The sequence below is a fragment of the Mesorhizobium oxytropidicola genome (assembly GCF_056174625.1).
In genome coordinates this window covers 2,067,148-2,086,296 of the sequence record NZ_CM149692.1, presented here as the reverse complement: position 1 = coordinate 2,086,296, position 19,149 = coordinate 2,067,148, and the positions used below count along the sequence as shown (strand labels likewise).

The following is a 19,149-nucleotide window of genomic DNA, read 5'->3' as shown; positions in this document are numbered from 1 at the left end:
CTGATATCGATGTGCTTCTAGTGACCATCGTACGTTGGTCCCTTTTGGTTGCGGGACTTGCTATGCAGGTAAACTTTTCGCTGTCATTTGGTGTGCCGCCCCCCTGAGCGAGCCACAGTGTGGCGGGGCGTTTCTCAAGCGTGCAGATGACTTCAGACGGATAGGGGTCTTGGTTTGTCAACCGTTTCAAAGACTTGAAAATTTATGTGGTGGGGACGCGGGAGAAAGTTCGAACCCGCCCTCCTACGCCAAGGCTTCGGAGGGCATCCTGCTTCGTTCCAGCGCTTTCTCCAATCCTGCGAAGCTCGAAGAGCGAAGCAGGATGGCGGAGAGAGCGGGATTCGAACCCGCGTTACGGTCTCCCGTAAACACACTTTCCAGGCGTGCGCCTTCAACCACTCGGCCACCTCTCCGTCCTTGCCTTCGCGCCGGCCGGTTTCGCCGCGCGGGTTGGGGAGATGCATCTCCTTCGGCCGCGGTGCGGAATGTCCGCGCCATGGATGCCGCCCAACCAGCGGACATCCTTCCCCGGCACCTGAGCCGTCGAAGCAACAGGCGCGGGGCTCATCTAGTCGATCCCGCGCCGAATGCCAAGCCATAAGCGCAGTCTATTCGCTTTGCCGGCCACATGGTGTTTCGCGAGGCCACCATCGCACCCGTTTCCGGGGTGTCGGCCCCGAATGATGTGCACAGGCAAGGCCGCAGGACCCGCCGCGCTTGACTTCGCCGCCGGCCACCTGTCGAGTGGAGCAGAGGCTTTGCGGGGGCATCGTCCCGACATGACATCAAGCAGCGAACAACCGGGCCGTGGGCAGGCGCCAGCCAGCCGCCCGGGTGGCGACCTTTTTTACGTCCCGGTGGGCTGGCTCATCTTCGTCATGGCATGGTCGGTCTATGGCCTGGCCTCGGCCTGGTGGCTGGTCGGCAATTCCGGCGTGCCGGACAAGATCCTCTACTTCCTGCTTGGCGGGCTCGCCGCCGATGTCATCATCATCCTGTGGGGGCTTTACCTGCTCGGCCTCGCCTTTGGCCGCTCGGGGCGCTTCCCCCGCCATTTCACTGTCTGGCAGATCGCCCTCATCGTCTGGGTGCTGGCTAGGCAGGCCTATGTGCTTGTCGTGCCGGAGTTCGTCTTCTCCGCCAGGAGCCTGGGCATCTCCGCCATCGAAATCGGCATCGGCCTGCTTTGCATCTACCTGCTGCGCGGCGGCTCCGGCGCCGAGACCGTCTACGCCAAGCCGCAAACCGAAGCACCGCCGGTCGGCGTTTCCATTGTCGCTGCCTTGCTCGGCATCATTCGGTGCCGTGGGCGGCTTCCTTGCCGGTTCGGTGATCGCCGATGTCGCCGAGGTGAGCTGCTTCGAGGGTGGCTGCGGCTATTTCGCCGCCTTCTTCGGCCTGGGCGGGCTGGTGGTCGGCGCCATCGGCGGCGGCATTCTCGCCGTCTGGCTCGTTCATCGGCGCAGGCGCAAGCCGGTGACATAGGGAGAGAGCGAACCTTCAAATTCGCGTATCGCGGTTGCGGGCAAGCCATGCGCACTCTATTTCTCGCTGGTGCCGGAGATCCTGTCCAGGATCGGCCGGGGGAGAGCTTGATGTTTCGCTTCATTTTTCGTCTCGCCGCCATGGTCGCGCTGTCGGTTTCCGTCATCATGGCGGTGCTCGACACGACGCGCACGGTGGCGGCTTCGGCGCTTGTGCTGACCCCGCTCAATGCCAGCTGGCTGGCCGTCTCGCCGGACACGCGGGCGGCCTTCGAAACCTTCGTCCGCGCCAAGGCCAGCCCGCTGCTGTGGGATGGCGCCATCGCCTGGGTGCTTAACCAGCCGGGCTTTGCCGTGTTCGCGGTGCTGGCCTTCCTGCTCTACGCCATCGGCTACAGGCGCCAGCGGCGCACAGGCCAATTCGCCGCCAACTGATCAATTTTCTTGCTACCCGCCCAGGGAAGGAAGCCCACGCATGTTCTTTCTCAGCGACATGCTGAACAAGAAGCTCAATATGCCGAAGCCGTCCGAGGCTTTGCCGGGTCGTGCCAAGGCGATCCCGACAATTTCCAAGCACCATGTCCTGAAAAGGCCGCTCAAGGGGCCCTACCCCGAGGGGCTGGAGACGGCGATGTTCGGGCTTGGCTGCTTCTGGGGCGCCGAGCGCCTGTTCTGGCAGACCGAAGGCGTCTGGGTTACCGCCGTCGGCTATGCCGGCGGCATCACGCCCAATCCGACCTATCAGGAAACCTGCACGGGGCTGACCGGCCATGCCGAAGTGGTGCTGGTCGTCTTCGACCCCAAGATCGTCTCCTATGCCGACCTTCTGCGACTGTTCTGGGAAAGCCATGACCCGACGCAAGGCATGCGCCAGGGCAATGATGTCGGCACCACCTACCGCTCCGCGATCTACACATCCGGCGATGCGCAATTCCAGGCGGCGAACGCCTCGCGCGACGCCTATCAGGCGGCGCTGCGCGGTGCCGGTCACGGCCGGATCACCACCGAGATCGCGCCGGCGCCCGCCTTCTACTTCGCCGAGGCCGATCACCAGCAATATCTGGCAAAGAACCCTTACGGCTACTGCAACCTCAAGGGCACGGGCATCGCCTGCGCCATGCCGGCCGCCACCGCCTGACGGCTGGAGCAATTCCAGGAAAAGTGTGAAGCGGTTTTCCCGGGAAAAGCGCATAGCGCTTTCCCCACAGGAATTGCGTCAAAACAAAAAGTTAGAGCGGTTCGGCGTTTCCGTGAAACGATGAACCGCTCTTGCGCGCAAGGATCGCCTTGCGGCACGGTCTGCCCGTGGCACGCTTTTCCAAAAGGTCAAAATTCCGCGTGAATTTTGTTTCGGGCCGTGCCAGATTGCCCAGGAGCGGGAGGGGAATACACTCCTGGCTGACGTCGCGTGGTTGCCGGTGAACCGGGCAGCCAGGCGGTGCGTAACGGAAAAAATAACCGACAGGGTGTGGATCACATGAAACGTATCGTTCTCGGCCTCCTGGCCGCAACCGCAATGGTTCTTCCGGCTTTCGCCGCGGATGTCCAGCCGGCCATCCTCTACGATCTGGGCGGCAAGTTCGACAAATCCTTCAACGAGGCTGCCTTCCATGGCGCCGAGAAATTCAAGACCGAGACCGGCGTCCCCTATGTCGAATTCGAGGTCTCCAACGCCTCGCAGCGCGAGCAGGCGCTGCGCCGCTTCGCCGAGGACGGCCACAACCCGATCGTCATGGCCGGCTTTGCCTGGGAGGATGCGCTGAAGAAGGTCGCGGCCGAATATCCCGACCTGAACTTCGCCATCATCGACGACGCCGTCGACCTGCCCAATGTCCGCTCGCTGGTGTTCAAGGAGAATGAAGGCTCCTACCTCGTCGGCATCATGGCGGCGATGGCATCGAAGACGAAGAAGGTCTCCTTCATCGGCGGCATGGACATCCCGCTGATCCGCAAGTTCGAATGCGGCTATGTCGGCGGCGCCAAGTCGGCCGGCGCGACCGACGTCATCCAGAACATGACCGGCGACACGCCGGCCGCCTGGAACGACCCGGCCAAGGGTGGCGAAATCGCCAAGACGCAGATCGACCAGGGCTCCGACGTGGTCTACGCCGCGGCCGGCGGCACCGGCGTCGGCGTGCTGCAGGCGGCGGCGGATGCCGGCAAGCTCGGCATCGGCGTCGATTCCAACCAGAATGGCCTGCAGCCAGGCAAGGTTCTGACCTCGATGATGAAGCGCGTCGACGTTGCCGTCTACACCGCCTTCATGGATGGCAAGAACGGCACCTTCAAGGGTGGCCTCGAGAATCTCGGCCTCAAGGAAGGCGGCGTCGACTACGCCATGGACGACAACAACAAGGCGCTGGTCACCCCTGAGATGAAAGCGGCGGTCGAAAAGGCCAAAGCCGACATCATCGCCGGCAAGATCCAGGTGCACGACTACACGGCCGACAACGCCTGCCCCTATTGATCGGCAAGCACTCATTTTGCGAACCGCCGGGCTTTGGCCCGGCGGTTTTGTTTTTGGAAGACGTCTGACGACCGAGGCAAGAGTGAAGCGATCATAGAACCCATGGCCGACCGTGACGTCGTGGCGGGGGCACGATTGCGCGTTGCCGCCTTTTTCGAGGGCAGCGCGAGGACGCCGGACGAGGACGCCGCCGGGCTCCGCACGCTGCTAATCGGGGACGGCTTCGAGACGGCGTTGGTGGCGCGGGTCGACGACGTAGCGGTCGGCACATGCCTGCTGGTCCGCCACGAATTGGAGCCGGCGCACGACCTGACGCCATGGTTGGCCGGCTTGGTCGTCGATCGCAACCACCGCAACAAGGGGATCGGCAGTGCGCTGGTCGCGGCCATCGAAGCGCATGCGGCGTCGATCGATGTGGAGAGGCTCTACCTCTATACGTGGGAAGCGCGTGATTTCTATTCCGCGCTCGGTTGGGTGGTCGTCGAGCCGTTCGAGCAGGACGGCCACCCCATGTTGCTGATGTCGCGCGAGCTCGGGCTATAGCCGACCCACTAGATAGCCGAGCGCGAAGACCACAATCAGCACGATGGCGACGAAAAATCCGCGCCGGCCGCCGAGCGAATGCACGCCAATGCCATATGGCGGCAGGGACAGGCTTCGGATCACCGTTCGCGATTTGGCATCATTGCCCAGACCAACGCTGCGCATCTGCGGCAATTCGGCGAGGCGTTGCGTGACCAGTGCCCAATGATTGGCGGGCAAGGCAGGTTTTTCGACGCGGTCGAAGACATGCATGCGTTCGGCAAGCCGCACCACCGCGTCGCGGAAGGCGGGATCGATCTCGAGGTCGCGCTCGGCCCGCTCGCGCTCCGCGTCGTTCATCAGGCCGAGCACATAGTCGCCGGCCCTTGCGATACGGTCGCTTTCACTGGCCATGATTTGCGCCCTCCCCTTTTCCTCACCAGTGTGGCGGCTTGGTTACGGGCACGTCGGGTGCCGACTGTTCCTCCAGCGCCAGGAAACGGTCGGTCAGGGCGTCGAGCTTACGCTGCATGCGTTCGACCACCTTCCACTGCTCGGCGATCTGGCCCGACAATTCCTCGATGGTCTTTTCCTGCTCGGCGGCGCGGATTTCCAGCGTCGTCAGCCGGTCGGCGGGCATGATCATTTGCAGTCCCTGATGCTGCACCACAACGCCTTGCATCGTGATGCGAATTTCGACGTCGTCATATTAGCGAATATGAAGCTGGCGGACACGTTGGAAATTGACAAGCGCACCGGGATTTGCCGAGAGTGGATGCTGCTCCGGCCGATTGGCATGGGCGGAGCGTCATGCTAGGCGTTTTGACCAAGCGATAAAAAAATAAGAGTGGGACTGGCTGCATGGCGCAAGCCGCAATCGAACTGATCGGCATCAACAAGAGTTTTGGCGCCGTGCGTGCCAACCGCGACATCAATCTGGAGATCGCGCGCGGCACCATCCACGGCATCGTCGGCGAGAACGGCGCCGGCAAGTCGACGCTGATGTCGATCCTCTATGGCTTCTACCAGGCCGACAGCGGCGAAATCCGCGTCGGCGGCAAGCCGGCGTCGATCAAGACGCCCAACGACGCGATCGCGCTCGGCATCGGCATGGTGCACCAGCATTTCATGCTGGTCGATAATTTCACGGTGCTGGAAAACATCATTCTTGGCGCCGAAAGCGATGCGCTGCTGAAGCACAGCATCGCCAAGGCGCGTTCCGAGCTGGAGCGGCTGGAGCGCGAATACGGGCTCGAGGTCGATCCCGACGCCATCATCGAGGAACTGCCGGTCGGCCTGCAGCAGCGCGTCGAAATCCTCAAGGCGCTCTATCGCGGCGCCGAAATCCTGATCCTCGACGAGCCGACCGGCGTGTTAACGCCGGCCGAGGCCGACCACCTGTTCCGCATCCTCAAGCAGTTGAAGGAGCAGGGAAAGACGGTGGTGCTGATCACCCACAAGCTGCGCGAGATCATGGCCATCACCGACACCGTCTCGGTCATGCGCCAAGGCACGATGGTGGCGACCCGCGAGACCAAGAAAACCACCGTCGAGGAACTGGCCGAACTGATGGTCGGGCGCCGTGTGCTGCTGCGGGTCGAGAAGGGCGAAGCCGAAGCCGGCGCCGTCAAGCTCGCGGTCAAGAACCTGACGGTCAAGGATTCCCGTGGCGTCACCATGGTCGACGATATCTCCTTCGACCTGCGCGCCGGCGAGATCGTCGGCATTGCCGGCGTCGCAGGCAACGGCCAATCCGAACTGCTCGAGGCGATTTCCGGCATCAGGCACGCCGTTTCCGGCTCCGTCATGTTGGACGGCAAGCCGATCGATCTCACCGGCAAGGCCGACCCCGGCGAACTGCGCGACCGCGGGCTCGCTCACGTGCCGGAGGATCGCCATCATGTCGGGCTGGTGCTGGCCTTCGAGGAAAACGAGAATTCCATCCTCGGCTATCACGACGACCCCCGCTATCTCAAAGGGCCGTTCCTCAACGTCGATGCCATCATGGCTGACGCCAAGGACAAGATAGAGAAATACGACATCCGGCCAAGCAATCCGCGGCTGAAGACGGCCAATTTCTCCGGCGGCAACCAGCAGAAGATCGTGCTCGCGCGGGAAATGGAACAAGACCCGGGTGTTTTGATCGTCGGCCAGCCAACGCGCGGCGTCGATGTCGGCGCCATCGAATTCATCCACAAGCGCCTGATTGCCATGCGCGACCAGGGCAAGGCCGTGCTGGTGGTGTCGGTCGAGCTCGACGAGATCCGCTCGCTCTCCGACCGCATCCTGGTGATGTTTGCCGGCCGCATCGTCGGCGAGCGCGGCCCGGAGGCGACCGAGGGCGAGCTTGGCCTGCTGATGGCGGGCGTCGAGCAGGAGGCCGCCGCATGAGCACGCCTTACGCCAAACTGCCGGCCTGGGCCGATTATGGGCTGATCCCGCTGATCAACCTTTCGGTGGCTTTCATCGTCGCCGGCTTCGTCGTGCTCCTTGTCGGCGAAAATCCGTTCCGCGCCGCCGTCATCCTGGTCGAGGGCGCCTTCGGCAAGGGAACCGGCATCGCCTTCACCCTCTTCTATGCCACCACCTTCATCTTCACCGGGCTTTCGGTGGCGGTGGCGGCGCATTGCGGCCTGTTCAACATCGGCACCGAGGGGCAGGCCTACATTTCTGGCCTTGGCATCGCCATCGTCTGCCTGTCCTTCGACAGCACGCTGCCCTGGTGGCTGACATTTCCACTGGCCATCGTCGCTTCGGCGGTTGTCGGCGCTTTGTGGGCGCTGATCCCCGCCTACCTGCAGGCCAAGCGCGGTTCGCACATCGTCATCACCACCATCATGTTCAACTTCATCGCCGCCTCGATCATGGTCTATCTTCTGGTCGGGCCGTTGAAGCCGGCGGGGTCGCAAGCCCCGCAGACGCGCAACTTCTTCGCGGGCGCCGAACTGCCGAAGCTCAACTGGATCATCGAACTGTTCGGCGCCAAGATCCGCTCGGCGCCGCTCAACGTCACCTTCCTGCTGGCGCTGCTCATGGCCTTCCTGGTCTGGCTGCTGATCTGGCGCACCAAGCTCGGCTATGAGATGCGCACCTACGGTCATAGCCCGAAGGCCGCCCGCTATGCCGGCATTTCCGAAACCCGCATCATCATCACCGCGATGATGATCTCCGGCGCGCTCGCCGGCATGATGGCGCTCAATCCGGTGATGGGCGACCAGCACAATGTCGCGATCGACTTCGTCTCCGGCGCCGGCTTCGTCGGCATCGCCGTGGCGCTGATGGGGCGCCTGCATCCGGTCGGCATCGTGCTGGCGGCGGTCCTATTCGGTATGCTCTATCAGGGCGGCGCCGAACTCGCCTTCGAGATGCCGGCGATCAGCCGTGACATGATCGTCATCATCCAGGGTCTGGTGATCCTATTCGCCGGCGCGCTGGAACACATGTTCAGGCCTTACATCCAGGCGCTGTTCGCCTCGTTCAGCCCGAGGTCGGTCGGCATGGAAGCGATCAAGGGAAAGGGCGCCTGAGATGGATGTCTTTATCGCCATCGTGCAGATTTTGGACTCGACCATCCGCCTATCGGTGCCACTGCTGCTCGCCTGCCTCGCCGGCCTCTTTTCCGAGCGTTCCGGCATCTTCGACATCGGGCTGGAAGGCAAGATGCTGGTCGGCGCCTTCGCCGGTGCCGCCGCGGCTTCCGTGTTTCATTCGGCCTTTATCGGCCTCGGCATGGCGATCCTGATTTCGGTCGCCTTTGCCATGGTGCATGGCTTCGCCTCGATCACCCATCGCGGCAACCAGATCGTGTCCGGCGTGGCGATCAATTTCATCGCTGCCGGCTCGACCATCATCCTCGGTCAGGCCTGGTTCAGCCAAGGCGGGCGCACGCCGGCGCTGCAACCGGGCGAGCGCTTCGACGCGATTGTCTGGCCCGGCGCCGAAGCTGCCAAGGATGTGCCTATCATCGGGCCGATCTATGCGGAACTGATTTCAGGCCATTCGCTGCTGGTCTACCTCGCCTTCCTGATGGTGCCGTTCACCTGGTGGGTGCTGTTCCGCACCCGCTTCGGCCTCAGGCTGCGCGCCGTCGGCGAGAATCCGGCCGCCGTCGACACCGCCGGCATTTCGGTCGCCTGGCTGCGCTATCGGGCGCTGATCTGCACCGGCATCCTCACCGGCGTCGCCGGTGCCTATCTGTCAATGGTGCAGAATGGCGGCTTCGTGAAGGACATGACCGCCGGCAAGGGTTACATCGCGCTGGCCGCGCTGATCTTCGCCAAGTGGAAGCCGGTCAACGCCATGTTCGCCTGCCTTTTGTTCGGCTTCCTCGATGCGGCGGCAATCCGCCTGCAGGGCTCGCCGCTGCCGATCATCGGCAAGGTGCCGGTGCAGTTCATGCAGGCGCTGCCCTATATCCTCACCGTCATCCTGCTCGCCGGCTTCATCGGCAAGGCCATCCCGCCGCGCGCCGGCGGCGTGCCCTACGTCAAGGAACGCTAGGCCCGGCGCGAGGCACGCACCGGGTTTTGGACACGATCATCGGAGAGAACAACTGAAATGTCGCATGATCTGTTCGAAGCGGCCAGGACCGCCATGGCCAAGGCCTATGCGCCCTATTCGAAATTTCCGGTGGGCGCGGCCTTGCGCACCGAGGACGGACGCGTCTTCACCGGCGCCAACATCGAAGTCGCCTCTTATCCGGAAGGCTGGTGCGCCGAAAACCACCGCGCTTGGCCACTACATCATGGCCGGCGGCGGCAAGATCGTCGAAATCGCGGTCCTTGCCGAGCGCATGGCTAAATGCTCGCCCTGCGGCGGCTGCCGCCAGCGGCTGGCCGAGTTCTGCCGCCCGGAGACAAAACTCTACCTCTGCGACAACACCGGCGTGGCCGAGACCGTGACCATGGGCGACATGCTGCCCTACGGCTTCCGCGGCGACATTCTCAAATGAAGAGTTGGCTCAAATGAAGAGCGGGCTGCAATGACCGAAAAAACGGTGGACCATCTGATCGAAAGGCTGGACGGCCTGGCGCCGTCGACAGCGTTGGTGCTGGGGTCGGGCCTCGGCGTCCTTGTCGACCGGATCGAGCACCCGATCCGCGTCCCCTATGCCGACCTGCCGGGTTTTCCCAGGAGCGGCGTCAGCGGCCATGCCGGCGAAGTGGTGGCCGGGCTGTTTGCCGGCACACCGGTGCTGATGCTGTCGGGCCGCGCCCATTACTATGAACATGGCGATGCGGCGGCTATGCGCCCGGTGCTGGAAGTGCTCGCCGGCATTGGCATCACCAAACTGATCCTCACCAACGCCGCCGGTTCGGTCGATCCGGACATGCCGCCGGGCTCGGTGATGCTGCTCACCGACCACATCAATTTCTCGGGCAGCAATCCGCTGATTGGCGAGCCCAGCGACCGCCGCTTCGTTGGCCTGACCGAAGCCTATGATGCCGGCATCCGCAAGGCCATCGAGCGCGCCGCGAAGGCGACCGGCACCGTGCTGCACCAGGGCGTCTATATGTGGTTTTCCGGCCCCTGTTTCGAAACCCCGGCCGAGATCCGCATGGCGCGCATCATGGGCGCCAATGCGGTGGGCATGTCGACCGTGCCGGAAGTCATTCTCGCCCGCTTCCTTGGCCTACGCGTCGCCGCCTGCTCGGTCATCACCAATCTGGCGGCCGGCATGACCGGAGCGGAACTTTCGCACCAGGAGACCAAGGACATGGCGCCGGTCGGCGGGTCTCGGCTGGCGACGGTCCTGCACAGAGTGTTCCGCGACGGGCTGCTAGAGAGCTGATGCTTACGCAGGAAATCATCCGCCACAAGCGAGACGGCCACAGGCTCTCGGCCGGTGAAATCGTAGCCTTCGTCGACGGCGTGACCTCGGGCGCCGTCACCGATGGCCAGGCCGCGGCTTTTGCCATGGCGGTGTTCTTCAACGGCATGAGCCGCGACGAGGCCGTGGCCTTGACGCTGGCCATGCGCGATTCCGGCGATGTGCTCGATTGGTCGGACCTGCCCGGCCCGGTCACCGACAAACATTCGACGGGCGGCGTCGGCGACAATGTCTCGCTGATGCTGGCGCCGATCGTCGCTGCCTGCGGCGCCTATGTGCCGATGATCTCGGGCCGCGGCCTTGGCCATACCGGCGGCACGCTGGACAAGATGGATGCGATCCCCGGCTACGCCAGCCAGCCCGATATCGCGCTGTTTCGCCGGGCGGTGCTGGAAACAGGCTGCGCCATCATTGGCCAGACCGCCGATCTGGCGCCGGCCGACCGCCGGCTCTATGCCATCCGCGACGTCACCGGCACCGTGGAATCGGTGCCGCTGATCACCGCCTCGATCCTGTCGAAGAAGCTGGCCGCCGGCCTGGGCTCGCTGGTGCTGGACGTCAAGGTCGGCAATGGCGCCTTCATGGAGAAGTCGCGCGACGCGACCGCGCTCGCCAACAGCCTGGTCGAGGTCGCCAGTGGCGCCGGGCTGAAGGTCTCGGCACTGATCACCGGCATGAACGAGCCGCTGGCGTCCGCCGCCGGCAATGCCGTCGAGGTGCGCAACGCCGTCGATTTCCTCACCGGCCGTCTGCGCGACAAGCGCCTAGAGGACGTGACCCTGGCGCTAGCCGCCGAAATGCTACAGTCGGCGGGACTGGTGTCATCCAACCAGGATGGCTTACGCCGCGCCACCGAGACGCTGACCAGCGGCCGCGCCGCCGCCACCTTCGCGCGCATGGTGGCGGTGCTTGGCGGCCCCACGGATTTCATCGAGAAGCCGGAAAAATATCTGCCCGACGCGCCAACCGAATTCGCGGTGAAGGCGACAACAAACGGGTTCGTCACCGGCATCGCCACCCGCGACATCGGCCTTGCGGTGGTTGGCTTGGGCGGCGGGCGCACAAGGCCTGACGACAAGATCGACCCCAGCGTCGGCATCACCAGGCTGCTGCCCATAGGGGCGGAAGTTCACGCCGGCGATGCGCTGGCGCTGGTCCACGCCTGCTCGCCCTCCGATGCCGAGGCCGCCGCCGCCGCCGTGGTTTCAGCCTATGCCATCGGCGCTTCGAAACCGCCGGCCGACAAAACCGTCATCCGGCGGATCCTGCCGCGCGGTTGATTATTGGACGAGCAGCAGCGTGCCGTTTTCGGCCTGGTATTTGCCAAGTCGGCTGAGAAAGCTCATGCCGATCAGATTGGTGCGCAACGCCTTGTCGTCGAGCACGATGGCCTGCACACCGTCGACGCTGATGCTGCCGATCTGCAGCCGGTCGATCATCACCACCGCCGCCTTGATCGAGCCGTTGGCGGTGTTGACCTCGTGGCTGAAATCGGACGGATTGAGCGACAGCCCGATCCGGCGCGCCGTCGACGTGTTGACCGCGACCAGTGTGGCGCCGGTGTCGATCATGCCGTCGACCTGACGGCCGTTCAATTTGAAAGTCGACGAGAAGTGTCCGCGCCCGTCCGCGGCGACGACAACCTTGCGGCCGGTCGGCAGCGGTGCCGCCGGCTTGTCGGGAACGGACGCCAGGCTGACCTCCGGTTGAGCCTCGGTAGCGGGCTTGGCCGTCACCGCCGATTTCAGCAGGGTTTCGAATATCTGCGGATTCGACTGATAGACGACCGGGATCGATGCCGATGCTCCGGCAAAGACGCTGAGGATGAGAAGCTTGCGCAGCATGGATCGGCCTTTGTGATCGCCGATCCTTTAGCCCGGGATGGTGTTTGCCGCTTTAACAGGCGCCAAAACCGCGCCGTTTCGTAAACATTCGGTAAATAGTACCAGGCAACTTTGCCTGGTACTATTTCGTCCCGTACATGCGGTCGCCGGCGTCACCGAGGCCGGGCATGATGTAGCCCTTCTCGTTGAGCTGGCGGTCGATGGACGCGGTGAAGACCGGAACGTCCGGGTGCGCCTTGGTGAAACGCTCGATGCCTTCGGGCGCCGCCAAAAGGCACAGGAACCGGATGTTGGTGGCGCCACGCCCCTTCAGCTTGTCGATCGCCGCGATTGCCGAATTGGCGGTCGCCAGCATCGGGTCGACGACGATCACCAGCCGGTCGGCGAGATCGCTCGGCGCCTTGAAGAAATATTCGACCGCCTCCAGCGTCTCGTGGTCGCGGTAGAGGCCGATATGGGCGACGCGGGCCGCCGGCACCAAGTCGAGCAGGCCTTCCAGCAAGCCGTTGCCAGCGCGCAGCACCGAAGCGAAAACCAGCTTCTTGCCCTCCAGCGTCGGCGCTTCCATTTCCTCGATTGGGGTCTCGATGGTGGTGGTGGTCAGTTCGAGATTGCGGGTCACCTCGTAGCCGAGCAGCAGCGATATCTCGCGCAACAGCCGCCGGAAGCCGGCCGTCGAGGTCTCCTTTTTGCGCATGATGGTCAGCTTGTGCTGGACAAGCGGGTGGTCGACGACGGTGACGCCCTTCATGGTGTTCTCCTGATGCGTGTCGCCCGGCGCGCGGACGCGCTTCAGGCAGCTGGAACGACCCTAACGACAATGCACCGGCCAAGGAACCGCTTAGCGGCAACCGACCACAGCTTTGTCGGAAGAAAATCAGCGCGCCGCGCCGTTCAGCCGGGCGAGAAGTGCTGTCTTGGTCTTCCTGTCGACGAAGGCGGCTTCGATGGCGGTTCGGGTGACGGCCGCCAGCGCTTTCTCGTTCATCGCGAAATGCTCCGCCGCGATATCGTATTCGCGCTTCAGCGAGGTCCAGAAATAGGGCGGGTCGTCGGAGTTGAGCGTCACCTTGCAGCCGGCCGCCTGCAAGGCGGGAAACGGATGGTCGGCAAAATTGTCGAACACTTTGAGCGCGATGTTGGAGCCGGGGCAGCATTCCAGCACGATGCCCTCGTCGGCGATGCGCCGCACAAGGTCCGGGTTTTCGATGGCGCGCACGCCATGACCGATGCGCGAGGGGCGGATATGGTCGAGCGCCGCCTGCACGGTCTCCCAGCCCGTCAGCTCACCGGCATGGATGGTGATGCCGAGCCCGGCCTCGCGGGCGATCTCGAAAGCCCTGACATAGTCTTCCATCTCGCCCATGCGCTCGTCGCCGGCAACGCCGAAACCGGTGACCAGCGGATGCCCGCAGCGCGCCGCAAAGCGCGCCGCCTGTTCGATCGATTCGACGCCGACATGGCGCACGCCGGTGACGATCATGCGGCCCTCAATGCCGGTCTTGGCCTTGGCGCGCAGCATGCCTTCGCCGAGCGCGTCGGTATAGGCCTTGGGCGACAGGCCTGCCTTCCTGGCATGGTCCGGCGAGGTGAACACTTCGGAGTAGATGGCGCCGTCACGGGCCAGGCTGGTCAGATAGTGGTCGGCCAGCCGTGCGTAATCCTCCTCGGTGCGGAACAGATCGGCGGAAAAATCGTAAGCCGCGAGAAAGGAGGTGAAGTCGTGCCAGACGAAGGAACCGTTCTGGATATAGGGCGAGGTATCCTTGCCGTATTTCTGCGCCTGGCGGATGACAAGTTCTGGCGCCGCTGCCCCTTCAATGTGGCAGTGCAGTTCCGCTTTCAAAGGCATTCAAACATCCCGTCGGTCAGTCCAGGTCTTGAAAACCCACCACCTGGAAGCGCGGCTGAACACCGCGCCTTAAACAATAGCGCCCACAGCATCGATCGGCTATGGTCCCGCCGGTTTTATGACGGATCAAAAAAATGTCAGTTGAGAGAACCACGGCCGCCGGCGGCATGGAAACCTCCTATGGTTTCAAGCGTGTAGGGGAAGGCGAAAAGCAGTCCCTGGTCAACGATGTTTTCCACAAGGTCGCCAACCGCTACGACCTGATGAACGATCTGATGTCAGCCGGCCTGCACCGGCTGTGGAAGGATGCCATGGTGACGTGGCTCAATCCGCCGAGGCGGGCGGGCTGGAAGGTCCTGGATGTGGCCGGCGGCACCGGCGACATCGCCTTTCGCATCGTCGATGCCAGCCATGGCAACGCGCATGCCACCGTGCTCGACATCAACGGCTCGATGCTCAGTGTCGGCCGCGATAGGGCGCAAAAGAAGGGCCTGTCCGGCAACACCGATTTCGTCGAGGCCAATGCCGAGGAACTGCCCTTTGCTGACGCCACATTCGACGCCTACACCATCGCTTTCGGCATCCGCAACGTGCCGCGCATCGATGTCGCGCTCGGCGAAGCGTTCCGCGTGCTGAAGCCGGGTGGCCGCTTCCTGTGCCTGGAATTTTCCGAGGTCGAGATGCCGCTGCTCGACAAGGCTTATGAAGCCTGGTCGTTCAACGCCATTCCCAGGATCGGCAAGATGGTCACCGGCGACGGCGAGCCCTATTCCTATCTGATCGAATCGATCGCGAAATTCCCCAACCAGCAGAATTTCGCGGCAATGATCTCCCGCGCTGGTTTCGACCGCGTTTCCTTCCGCAACTATTCCGGCGGCATTGCCGCGCTGCATTCGGGCTGGAAGCTTTGAGGCTGGCCCGCATTTCCCATCCCCGATATGGCTCGTGCCGGTCGCAACGACCGGCCAGGGTGCAGCCATGAGCAGCGTCGGCGCTGGTTTCAGGCTCGCACGGGCCGGCTGGGTGCTGGTGCGCGAGGGCGTCATCGCCGCTCTGCCAGGCGAGGAACTGTCCGGCCTGCCGAAATTCGGCTGGCGGCTGGCGCGGCTGTTCACCCGCCGCCGCGCGCTGGCCTATGAGCGCAGCGACCGCTTGGCCAAGGCGGTGGTCCGGCTCGGCCCGTCCTATGTCAAGCTCGGCCAGTTCCTGGCGACGCGGCCCGACGTCGTCGGCAACGACATGGCGCTCGACCTCGCCATGCTGCAGGACAAGATGCACACCTTCCCGAAGGCCGAGGCGGTCGCCGCCATCGAAGCCTCGCTCGGGCGCAAGGTGGGTGATCTCTACGCCGAGTTCGGCGACCCGGTCGCCGCCGCTTCCATCGCCCAGGTCCATACCGCCGAAACCATCCATGACGGCGTTGCCACCAAGGTCGCGGTGAAAGTCATCCGTCCCGGCGTGCGCCGCCGCTTCTTCCATGACCTCGAAAGCTATTTCCTTGCCGCCCGCCTGCAGGAGAAATACATCCCCTCCTCACGCCGGCTTCGGCCTGTCGAGGTGACCGAGACGCTGGCGCAGACCACCAAGATCGAGATGGATTTGCGCCTCGAGGCGGCGGCACTCTCCGAACTTGGCGAAAACACCAGGGATGATCCCGGCTTTCGCGTGCCTTACGTCGACTGGGAACGCACCGGTCGCGACGTGTTGACCATGGAATGGGTCGACGGCGTCAAGATGAACAACATCGCAGGCCTGGAGGAGGCCGGCCATGATCTGAAAGCGATCGCTGCCAACCTCATCCAGTCGTTCCTGCGCCATACTTTGCGCGACGGCTTCTTCCACGCCGACATGCATCCGGGCAATTTGTTCGTCGAGGCAAACGGCACCATCGTCGCCGTCGACCTCGGCATTGCCGGACGTCTCGGCAAGAAGGAGCGCCGCTTCCTCGCCGAAATCCTCTATGGCTTCATCACGCGCGATTATCTGCGCGTCGCCGAAGTGCATTTCGAGGCCGGTTACGTGCCGCGCCAGCACAATGTCGCGGCCTTCGCGCAAGCGATCCGCGCCATTGGCGAGCCGATCCATGGGCAGCCGGCCGAGACCATCTCCATGGCCAAACTTCTGACGCTGCTGTTCGAAGTGACCGAACTCTTCGACATGGCGACGCGACCGGAACTGATCCTGCTGCAGAAGACCATGGTGGTGGTCGAGGGCGTGGCGCGCACGCTCGACCCGGCCTTCAACATGTGGAAGACGGCCGAGCCGGTGGTCGGCGGCTGGATCGCCGGAAACCTCGGCCCGCGCGGCATGATGGTCGATGCGCGCGACGGCGCCAAGGCGCTGCTGACGCTCGCCCGCCAGGCGCCCGAGCTTGCCGCGCGCACCGACCGACTGTCGCGTGAGATTGACCTGATGGCCGAGCACGGCCTGCGCTTCGACGAGACCACGGCGCGTGCCATCGGCAAGGCCGAGGCGCGCTACAGCCGCTCCGGCCGCATGGCGCTGTGGGTGATCGCGCTGACGCTGGTCTATATAGCCTGGAAGATTCTTTAGGCCTGGAAAGCGAAGCTCGAGCCCGCAACTTGCTGCAGATTGATTGCATTGCTATCATCGCCATCGGTTAAGATGAGCAAAGTGCAATCACATGGCAAGCATCACGATCCGCAACCTTGACGGTGAGGTCAAGGAGTTACTGCGCCGGTTGGCGGCCGAAAACAACCGCTCCATGGAAGAACAGGCGCGGGTGATGATCCGGGCCGCCGTCGACGGTCAGATCGGGTCCGGCCGCATCGACCAGATCGAAAAGACCTTGCGCGATTTGGCCAGCGCGCACGTTGCGGCCACGCCGGTTGCCTCTTCGGCAAGCAAAATCCCTCCGCGGGGCAGCCTCTCTGGCAAGCGCATCCTGCTCATCATCGGCGGTGGCATCGCCGCCTACAAGGCGCTGGACCTGATCCGCCGGCTGCGCGAGCGCGGTGCTGGGGTGCGCGTGGTAATGACTGCTGCTGCACAGGAATTCGTCACCACCCTATCGGTTGGCGCACTCTCGGCCGACCATGTCTTCACCGAACTGTTCGACCGCAATGACGAGCACGATGTCGGCCACATCAGGCTGTCGCGCGAGGCCGACCTTCTGGTGGTGGCGCCCGCCACCGCCGATCTGATGGCCAAGCTTGCCAATGGCCATGCCAACGATTTGGCCTCCACCGTGCTCATCGCCACCGACAAGCCGGTGTTGATGGCGCCGGCGATGAACCCAAGAATGTGGGCGCATCCGGCCACGCGCCGCAACCGCGCGACATTGGGCAAGGACGGCATCCGCTTCATCGGCCCGGCCAGAGGCGAAATGGCTGAAAGCAATGAAGCCGGCGAAGGCCGCATGGCCGAACCGCTGGAGATCGTCGCCGCGGTCGAGGCGCTGCTCGAAGCCGGCCCCAAGCCGCTGGCAGGACGCAAGATCATCGTCACCTCCGGCCCAACACACGAACCGATCGACCCGGTGCGCTATATCGCCAACCGTTCCTCCGGCAAGCAGGGCCACGCCATCGCCGCGGCATTGGCAAGGCTTGGCGCCGATGTGCGCCTCGTCTCCGGTCCCGTAAACATTGCCGACCCGGCCGGCGTGAAGACCATCCATGTCGAGCGTGCGCAGGAGATGCGCGATGCGGTCGAACAGCTTCTGCCGGCGGACGCCGCGGTGTTCGTCGCCGCCGTCGCCGACTGGCGCAGCGAGAATTCGGCCGGCGAGAAGATCAAGAAAGTGGCGGGCGAAGGCCCCCCCGTGCTGCGCATGGTGGAGAACCCCGACATCCTTGCCGGCGTCGGCCATCACAGCCAACGGCCCGGCCTGGTCGTCGGCTTCGCCGCCGAGACGCAGGATCTTTTGCGCAATGCAGAGGCCAAGCTGAAGAAGAAGGGGGCCGACTTTATCGTCGCCAACGACGTCTCACATGAAAGCGGCGTCGGCCCCACCGGCGTCATGGGCGGCGACCGCAACAAGGTGCGGATCGTCTCAAAGACGGGGGTCGAGGAATGGCCCGAAATGACCAAGGACGAGGTCGCGGCGCGGCTCGCCGCACTCATCGCCGAGCGGTTGAAGACGATCGTTGTTTGAAGAGTGTTGGCGGGAAAACCCTGCCGCCAACATAGCCGCTGCTTGCCATACGCGGCGTCAGTTAGGCGCCGCGTATTAGATACCCTGACTCAGGCCGTCAGTTCGACAACAGTTCCGCCGTGCGGGCGAGCGCCCCGCCGAAACCGTTGAGCGGAATGGAAAAGCTCACCGCTTGCCCGGTATCGGCCGCGAAGGCGTCGATCTTCAGCGTCGTGCCGTTCTTGAGCAGCGGCGTGACATTGGCATCGAACGCCACCGGCACCAGGCAGCCGACCACCTGGCAGGTGTTGAACGCCAGGCTGCCGTCGAGCTTCTGGTCGTCGATGGTCAGGGTGACGCCCTTGGCCAGCGCCAGCCCGAACGGCAAGGCAAGGGTTCCGGTGGCATCATCGCCGGTCTTGCTCGACAGCTCGATCGCCAGCAGCCGCTGGTTGCTCTGCTTGTTGAACTGCTGATGCGACAGGCTGCAGACCTTGTTCGTGCCCGATATCTGGCAGTTGACCGTCCAGTCGCCATGGGTTTCGGACAAGGCCGATGCCCCGCCGGGCAGCTGCGGCGCGTCAGCCGCGGCGGGCGGCGCCGCCACCTTGTCGCCCTTGGTCTGCGCGCCCACGGCCGGCAGACCGGCGATGCAGGCCGCACCCAGCATCGCAACAAAATATGCGTATTTCCTCATCAAGACCTCTCCCGCCCGGCTCCGTCTCGAGCCAGTCTGGAAACTGACCTTGCGAGACGCGCTGGCTGCATTCTGTTTGACCGTTTCCCCGAAGGCGCCGTTATACCTGACGGACATGCCGACACCATTGACGCCATTCAGCTCGAGGCCAGCGCCGACCCGATAGAGCGGCGAATCGATCGCCTCCGTCAAGTGCAATGCGGGGTTGCCGGGTAGATTCTCCGCAGCCACGAAGCGACCTTTATTGGGGCAACTCCACCTGGCCTTCCATGAAGCGAATGCCGCAGTGTCGCCGGGCGCGACGTCCATGCCGATCTCAAGCATTGGCGTCGTCGGCAATTCGCGGTCGCGGTCGGATGG

The 19,149-nt window shown here is 63.9% G+C and carries 18 protein-coding genes, 1 tRNA gene and 1 pseudogene; 13 read left to right on the top strand and 7 right to left on the bottom strand.

Going from position 1 to position 19,149, the window contains the following annotated elements; genetic code table 11:
• Window positions 1-323 precede the first annotated feature (323 nt).
• A tRNA-Ser gene (locus tag AC0V8S_RS10465) sits at window positions 324-413 on the bottom strand.
• 1,182 nt (window positions 414-1,595) lie between these two features.
• Between AC0V8S_RS10465 and AC0V8S_RS10460 the strand changes: the two genes are divergently transcribed.
• The 4 genes from AC0V8S_RS10460 to AC0V8S_RS10445 all read left to right on the top strand — a co-directional run bounded on the left by AC0V8S_RS10460 (window position 1,596) and on the right by AC0V8S_RS10445 (window position 4,494).
• On the top strand, window positions 1,596-1,919 hold the full coding sequence (locus AC0V8S_RS10460) for a hypothetical protein (protein ID WP_172224260.1): 324 nt from the start codon (window positions 1,596-1,598) through the stop codon (window positions 1,917-1,919).
• A gap of 40 nt (window positions 1,920-1,959) precedes the next feature.
• Entirely contained in the window at window positions 1,960-2,622 is a 663-nt protein-coding gene (gene msrA, locus AC0V8S_RS10455) for a peptide-methionine (S)-S-oxide reductase MsrA (protein WP_475437629.1), read from the top strand.
• Between the two features lie 339 nt (window positions 2,623-2,961).
• On the top strand, window positions 2,962-3,951 hold the full coding sequence (locus tag AC0V8S_RS10450; protein ID WP_095199473.1) for a BMP family lipoprotein: 990 nt from the start codon (window positions 2,962-2,964) through the stop codon (window positions 3,949-3,951).
• A gap of 102 nt (window positions 3,952-4,053) precedes the next feature.
• Entirely contained in the window at window positions 4,054-4,494 is a 441-nt protein-coding gene (locus AC0V8S_RS10445; protein ID WP_475437628.1) for a GNAT family N-acetyltransferase, read from the top strand.
• Here AC0V8S_RS10445 and AC0V8S_RS10440 read toward each other — a convergent pair.
• Window positions 4,489-4,887 (bottom strand): hypothetical protein, encoded by a 399-nt coding sequence (locus tag AC0V8S_RS10440; RefSeq protein WP_183463059.1) that lies wholly within the window; start codon window positions 4,885-4,887, stop codon window positions 4,489-4,491. The genes AC0V8S_RS10445 and AC0V8S_RS10440 overlap by 6 nt on opposite strands.
• 22 nt (window positions 4,888-4,909) lie before the next feature.
• Window positions 4,910-5,116 carry a SlyX family protein gene (locus AC0V8S_RS10435; protein WP_179297894.1) on the bottom strand — a complete coding sequence of 69 codons (207 nt, stop codon included), beginning with the start codon at window positions 5,114-5,116 and terminating at the stop codon, window positions 4,910-4,912.
• A gap of 218 nt (window positions 5,117-5,334) precedes the next feature.
• Here AC0V8S_RS10435 and AC0V8S_RS10430 point away from each other — a divergent pair, with 218 nt between their 5' ends.
• The 6 genes and pseudogenes from AC0V8S_RS10430 (at window position 5,335) to deoA (ending at window position 11,583) form a co-directional block, all read left to right on the top strand.
• Window positions 5,335-6,864, top strand: a complete 1,530-nt coding sequence (locus AC0V8S_RS10430) for an ABC transporter ATP-binding protein (RefSeq protein WP_475437627.1) — start codon at window positions 5,335-5,337, stop codon at window positions 6,862-6,864.
• A complete protein-coding gene (locus AC0V8S_RS10425; protein ID WP_475437626.1) occupies window positions 6,861-8,000 on the top strand; it encodes an ABC transporter permease in 1,140 nt (379 codons plus the stop codon). Before AC0V8S_RS10430 ends, AC0V8S_RS10425 begins: the two co-directional genes overlap by 4 nt.
• Before the next feature lies 1 nt (window position 8,001).
• Complete coding sequence (locus AC0V8S_RS10420) at window positions 8,002-8,973, top strand: ABC transporter permease (RefSeq protein WP_475437625.1); 972 nt, start codon at window positions 8,002-8,004, stop codon at window positions 8,971-8,973.
• A 57-nt stretch (window positions 8,974-9,030) separates the two neighbouring features.
• Window positions 9,031-9,424 (top strand): annotated as a pseudogene (cdd, locus tag AC0V8S_RS10415) (cytidine deaminase).
• 30 nt (window positions 9,425-9,454) lie between these two features.
• A complete protein-coding gene (locus AC0V8S_RS10410) occupies window positions 9,455-10,264 on the top strand; it encodes a purine-nucleoside phosphorylase (RefSeq protein WP_475437624.1) in 810 nt (269 codons plus the stop codon).
• Window positions 10,264-11,583 carry a thymidine phosphorylase gene (gene deoA / locus AC0V8S_RS10405; protein ID WP_475437623.1) on the top strand — a complete coding sequence of 440 codons (1,320 nt, stop codon included), beginning with the start codon at window positions 10,264-10,266 and terminating at the stop codon, window positions 11,581-11,583. The genes AC0V8S_RS10410 and deoA overlap by 1 nt, the downstream gene beginning before the upstream one ends.
• On the opposite strand, the gene AC0V8S_RS10400 is transcribed toward deoA, so the two are convergent.
• The 3 genes from AC0V8S_RS10400 to AC0V8S_RS10390 all read right to left on the bottom strand — a co-directional run bounded on the left by AC0V8S_RS10400 (window position 11,584) and on the right by AC0V8S_RS10390 (window position 13,999).
• A complete protein-coding gene (locus AC0V8S_RS10400; RefSeq protein ID WP_475437622.1) occupies window positions 11,584-12,147 on the bottom strand; it encodes a TIGR02281 family clan AA aspartic protease in 564 nt (187 codons plus the stop codon).
• 121 nt (window positions 12,148-12,268) lie between these two features.
• On the bottom strand, window positions 12,269-12,898 hold the full coding sequence (upp, locus tag AC0V8S_RS10395; RefSeq protein ID WP_095199484.1) for a uracil phosphoribosyltransferase: 630 nt from the start codon (window positions 12,896-12,898) through the stop codon (window positions 12,269-12,271).
• A 126-nt stretch (window positions 12,899-13,024) separates the two neighbouring features.
• Window positions 13,025-13,999 carry an adenosine deaminase gene (locus AC0V8S_RS10390; protein WP_475437621.1) on the bottom strand — a complete coding sequence of 325 codons (975 nt, stop codon included), beginning with the start codon at window positions 13,997-13,999 and terminating at the stop codon, window positions 13,025-13,027.
• Between the two features lie 134 nt (window positions 14,000-14,133).
• On the opposite strand from AC0V8S_RS10390, the gene ubiE reads away from it, so the two are divergent.
• The 3 genes from ubiE (at window position 14,134) to coaBC (ending at window position 18,113) form a co-directional block, all read left to right on the top strand.
• Window positions 14,134-14,910, top strand: coding sequence for a bifunctional demethylmenaquinone methyltransferase/2-methoxy-6-polyprenyl-1,4-benzoquinol methylase UbiE (gene ubiE, locus AC0V8S_RS10385; RefSeq protein WP_475437620.1), 777 nt, complete (start codon window positions 14,134-14,136; stop codon window positions 14,908-14,910).
• Between the two features lie 67 nt (window positions 14,911-14,977).
• Window positions 14,978-16,552 (top strand): 2-polyprenylphenol 6-hydroxylase, encoded by a 1,575-nt coding sequence (gene ubiB / locus AC0V8S_RS10380; protein WP_475437619.1) that lies wholly within the window; start codon window positions 14,978-14,980, stop codon window positions 16,550-16,552.
• A 91-nt stretch (window positions 16,553-16,643) separates the two neighbouring features.
• The gene (gene coaBC, locus AC0V8S_RS10375; protein ID WP_475437618.1) at window positions 16,644-18,113 is read left to right on the top strand and encodes a bifunctional phosphopantothenoylcysteine decarboxylase/phosphopantothenate--cysteine ligase CoaBC; all 1,470 of its coding nucleotides are present in this window, start codon (window positions 16,644-16,646) and stop codon (window positions 18,111-18,113) included.
• 97 nt (window positions 18,114-18,210) lie between these two features.
• On the opposite strand, the gene AC0V8S_RS10370 is transcribed toward coaBC, so the two are convergent.
• Window positions 18,211-18,789, bottom strand: a complete 579-nt coding sequence (locus AC0V8S_RS10370) for an invasion associated locus B family protein (RefSeq protein ID WP_475437617.1) — start codon at window positions 18,787-18,789, stop codon at window positions 18,211-18,213.
• Between the last annotated feature and the right edge of the window lie 360 nt (window positions 18,790-19,149).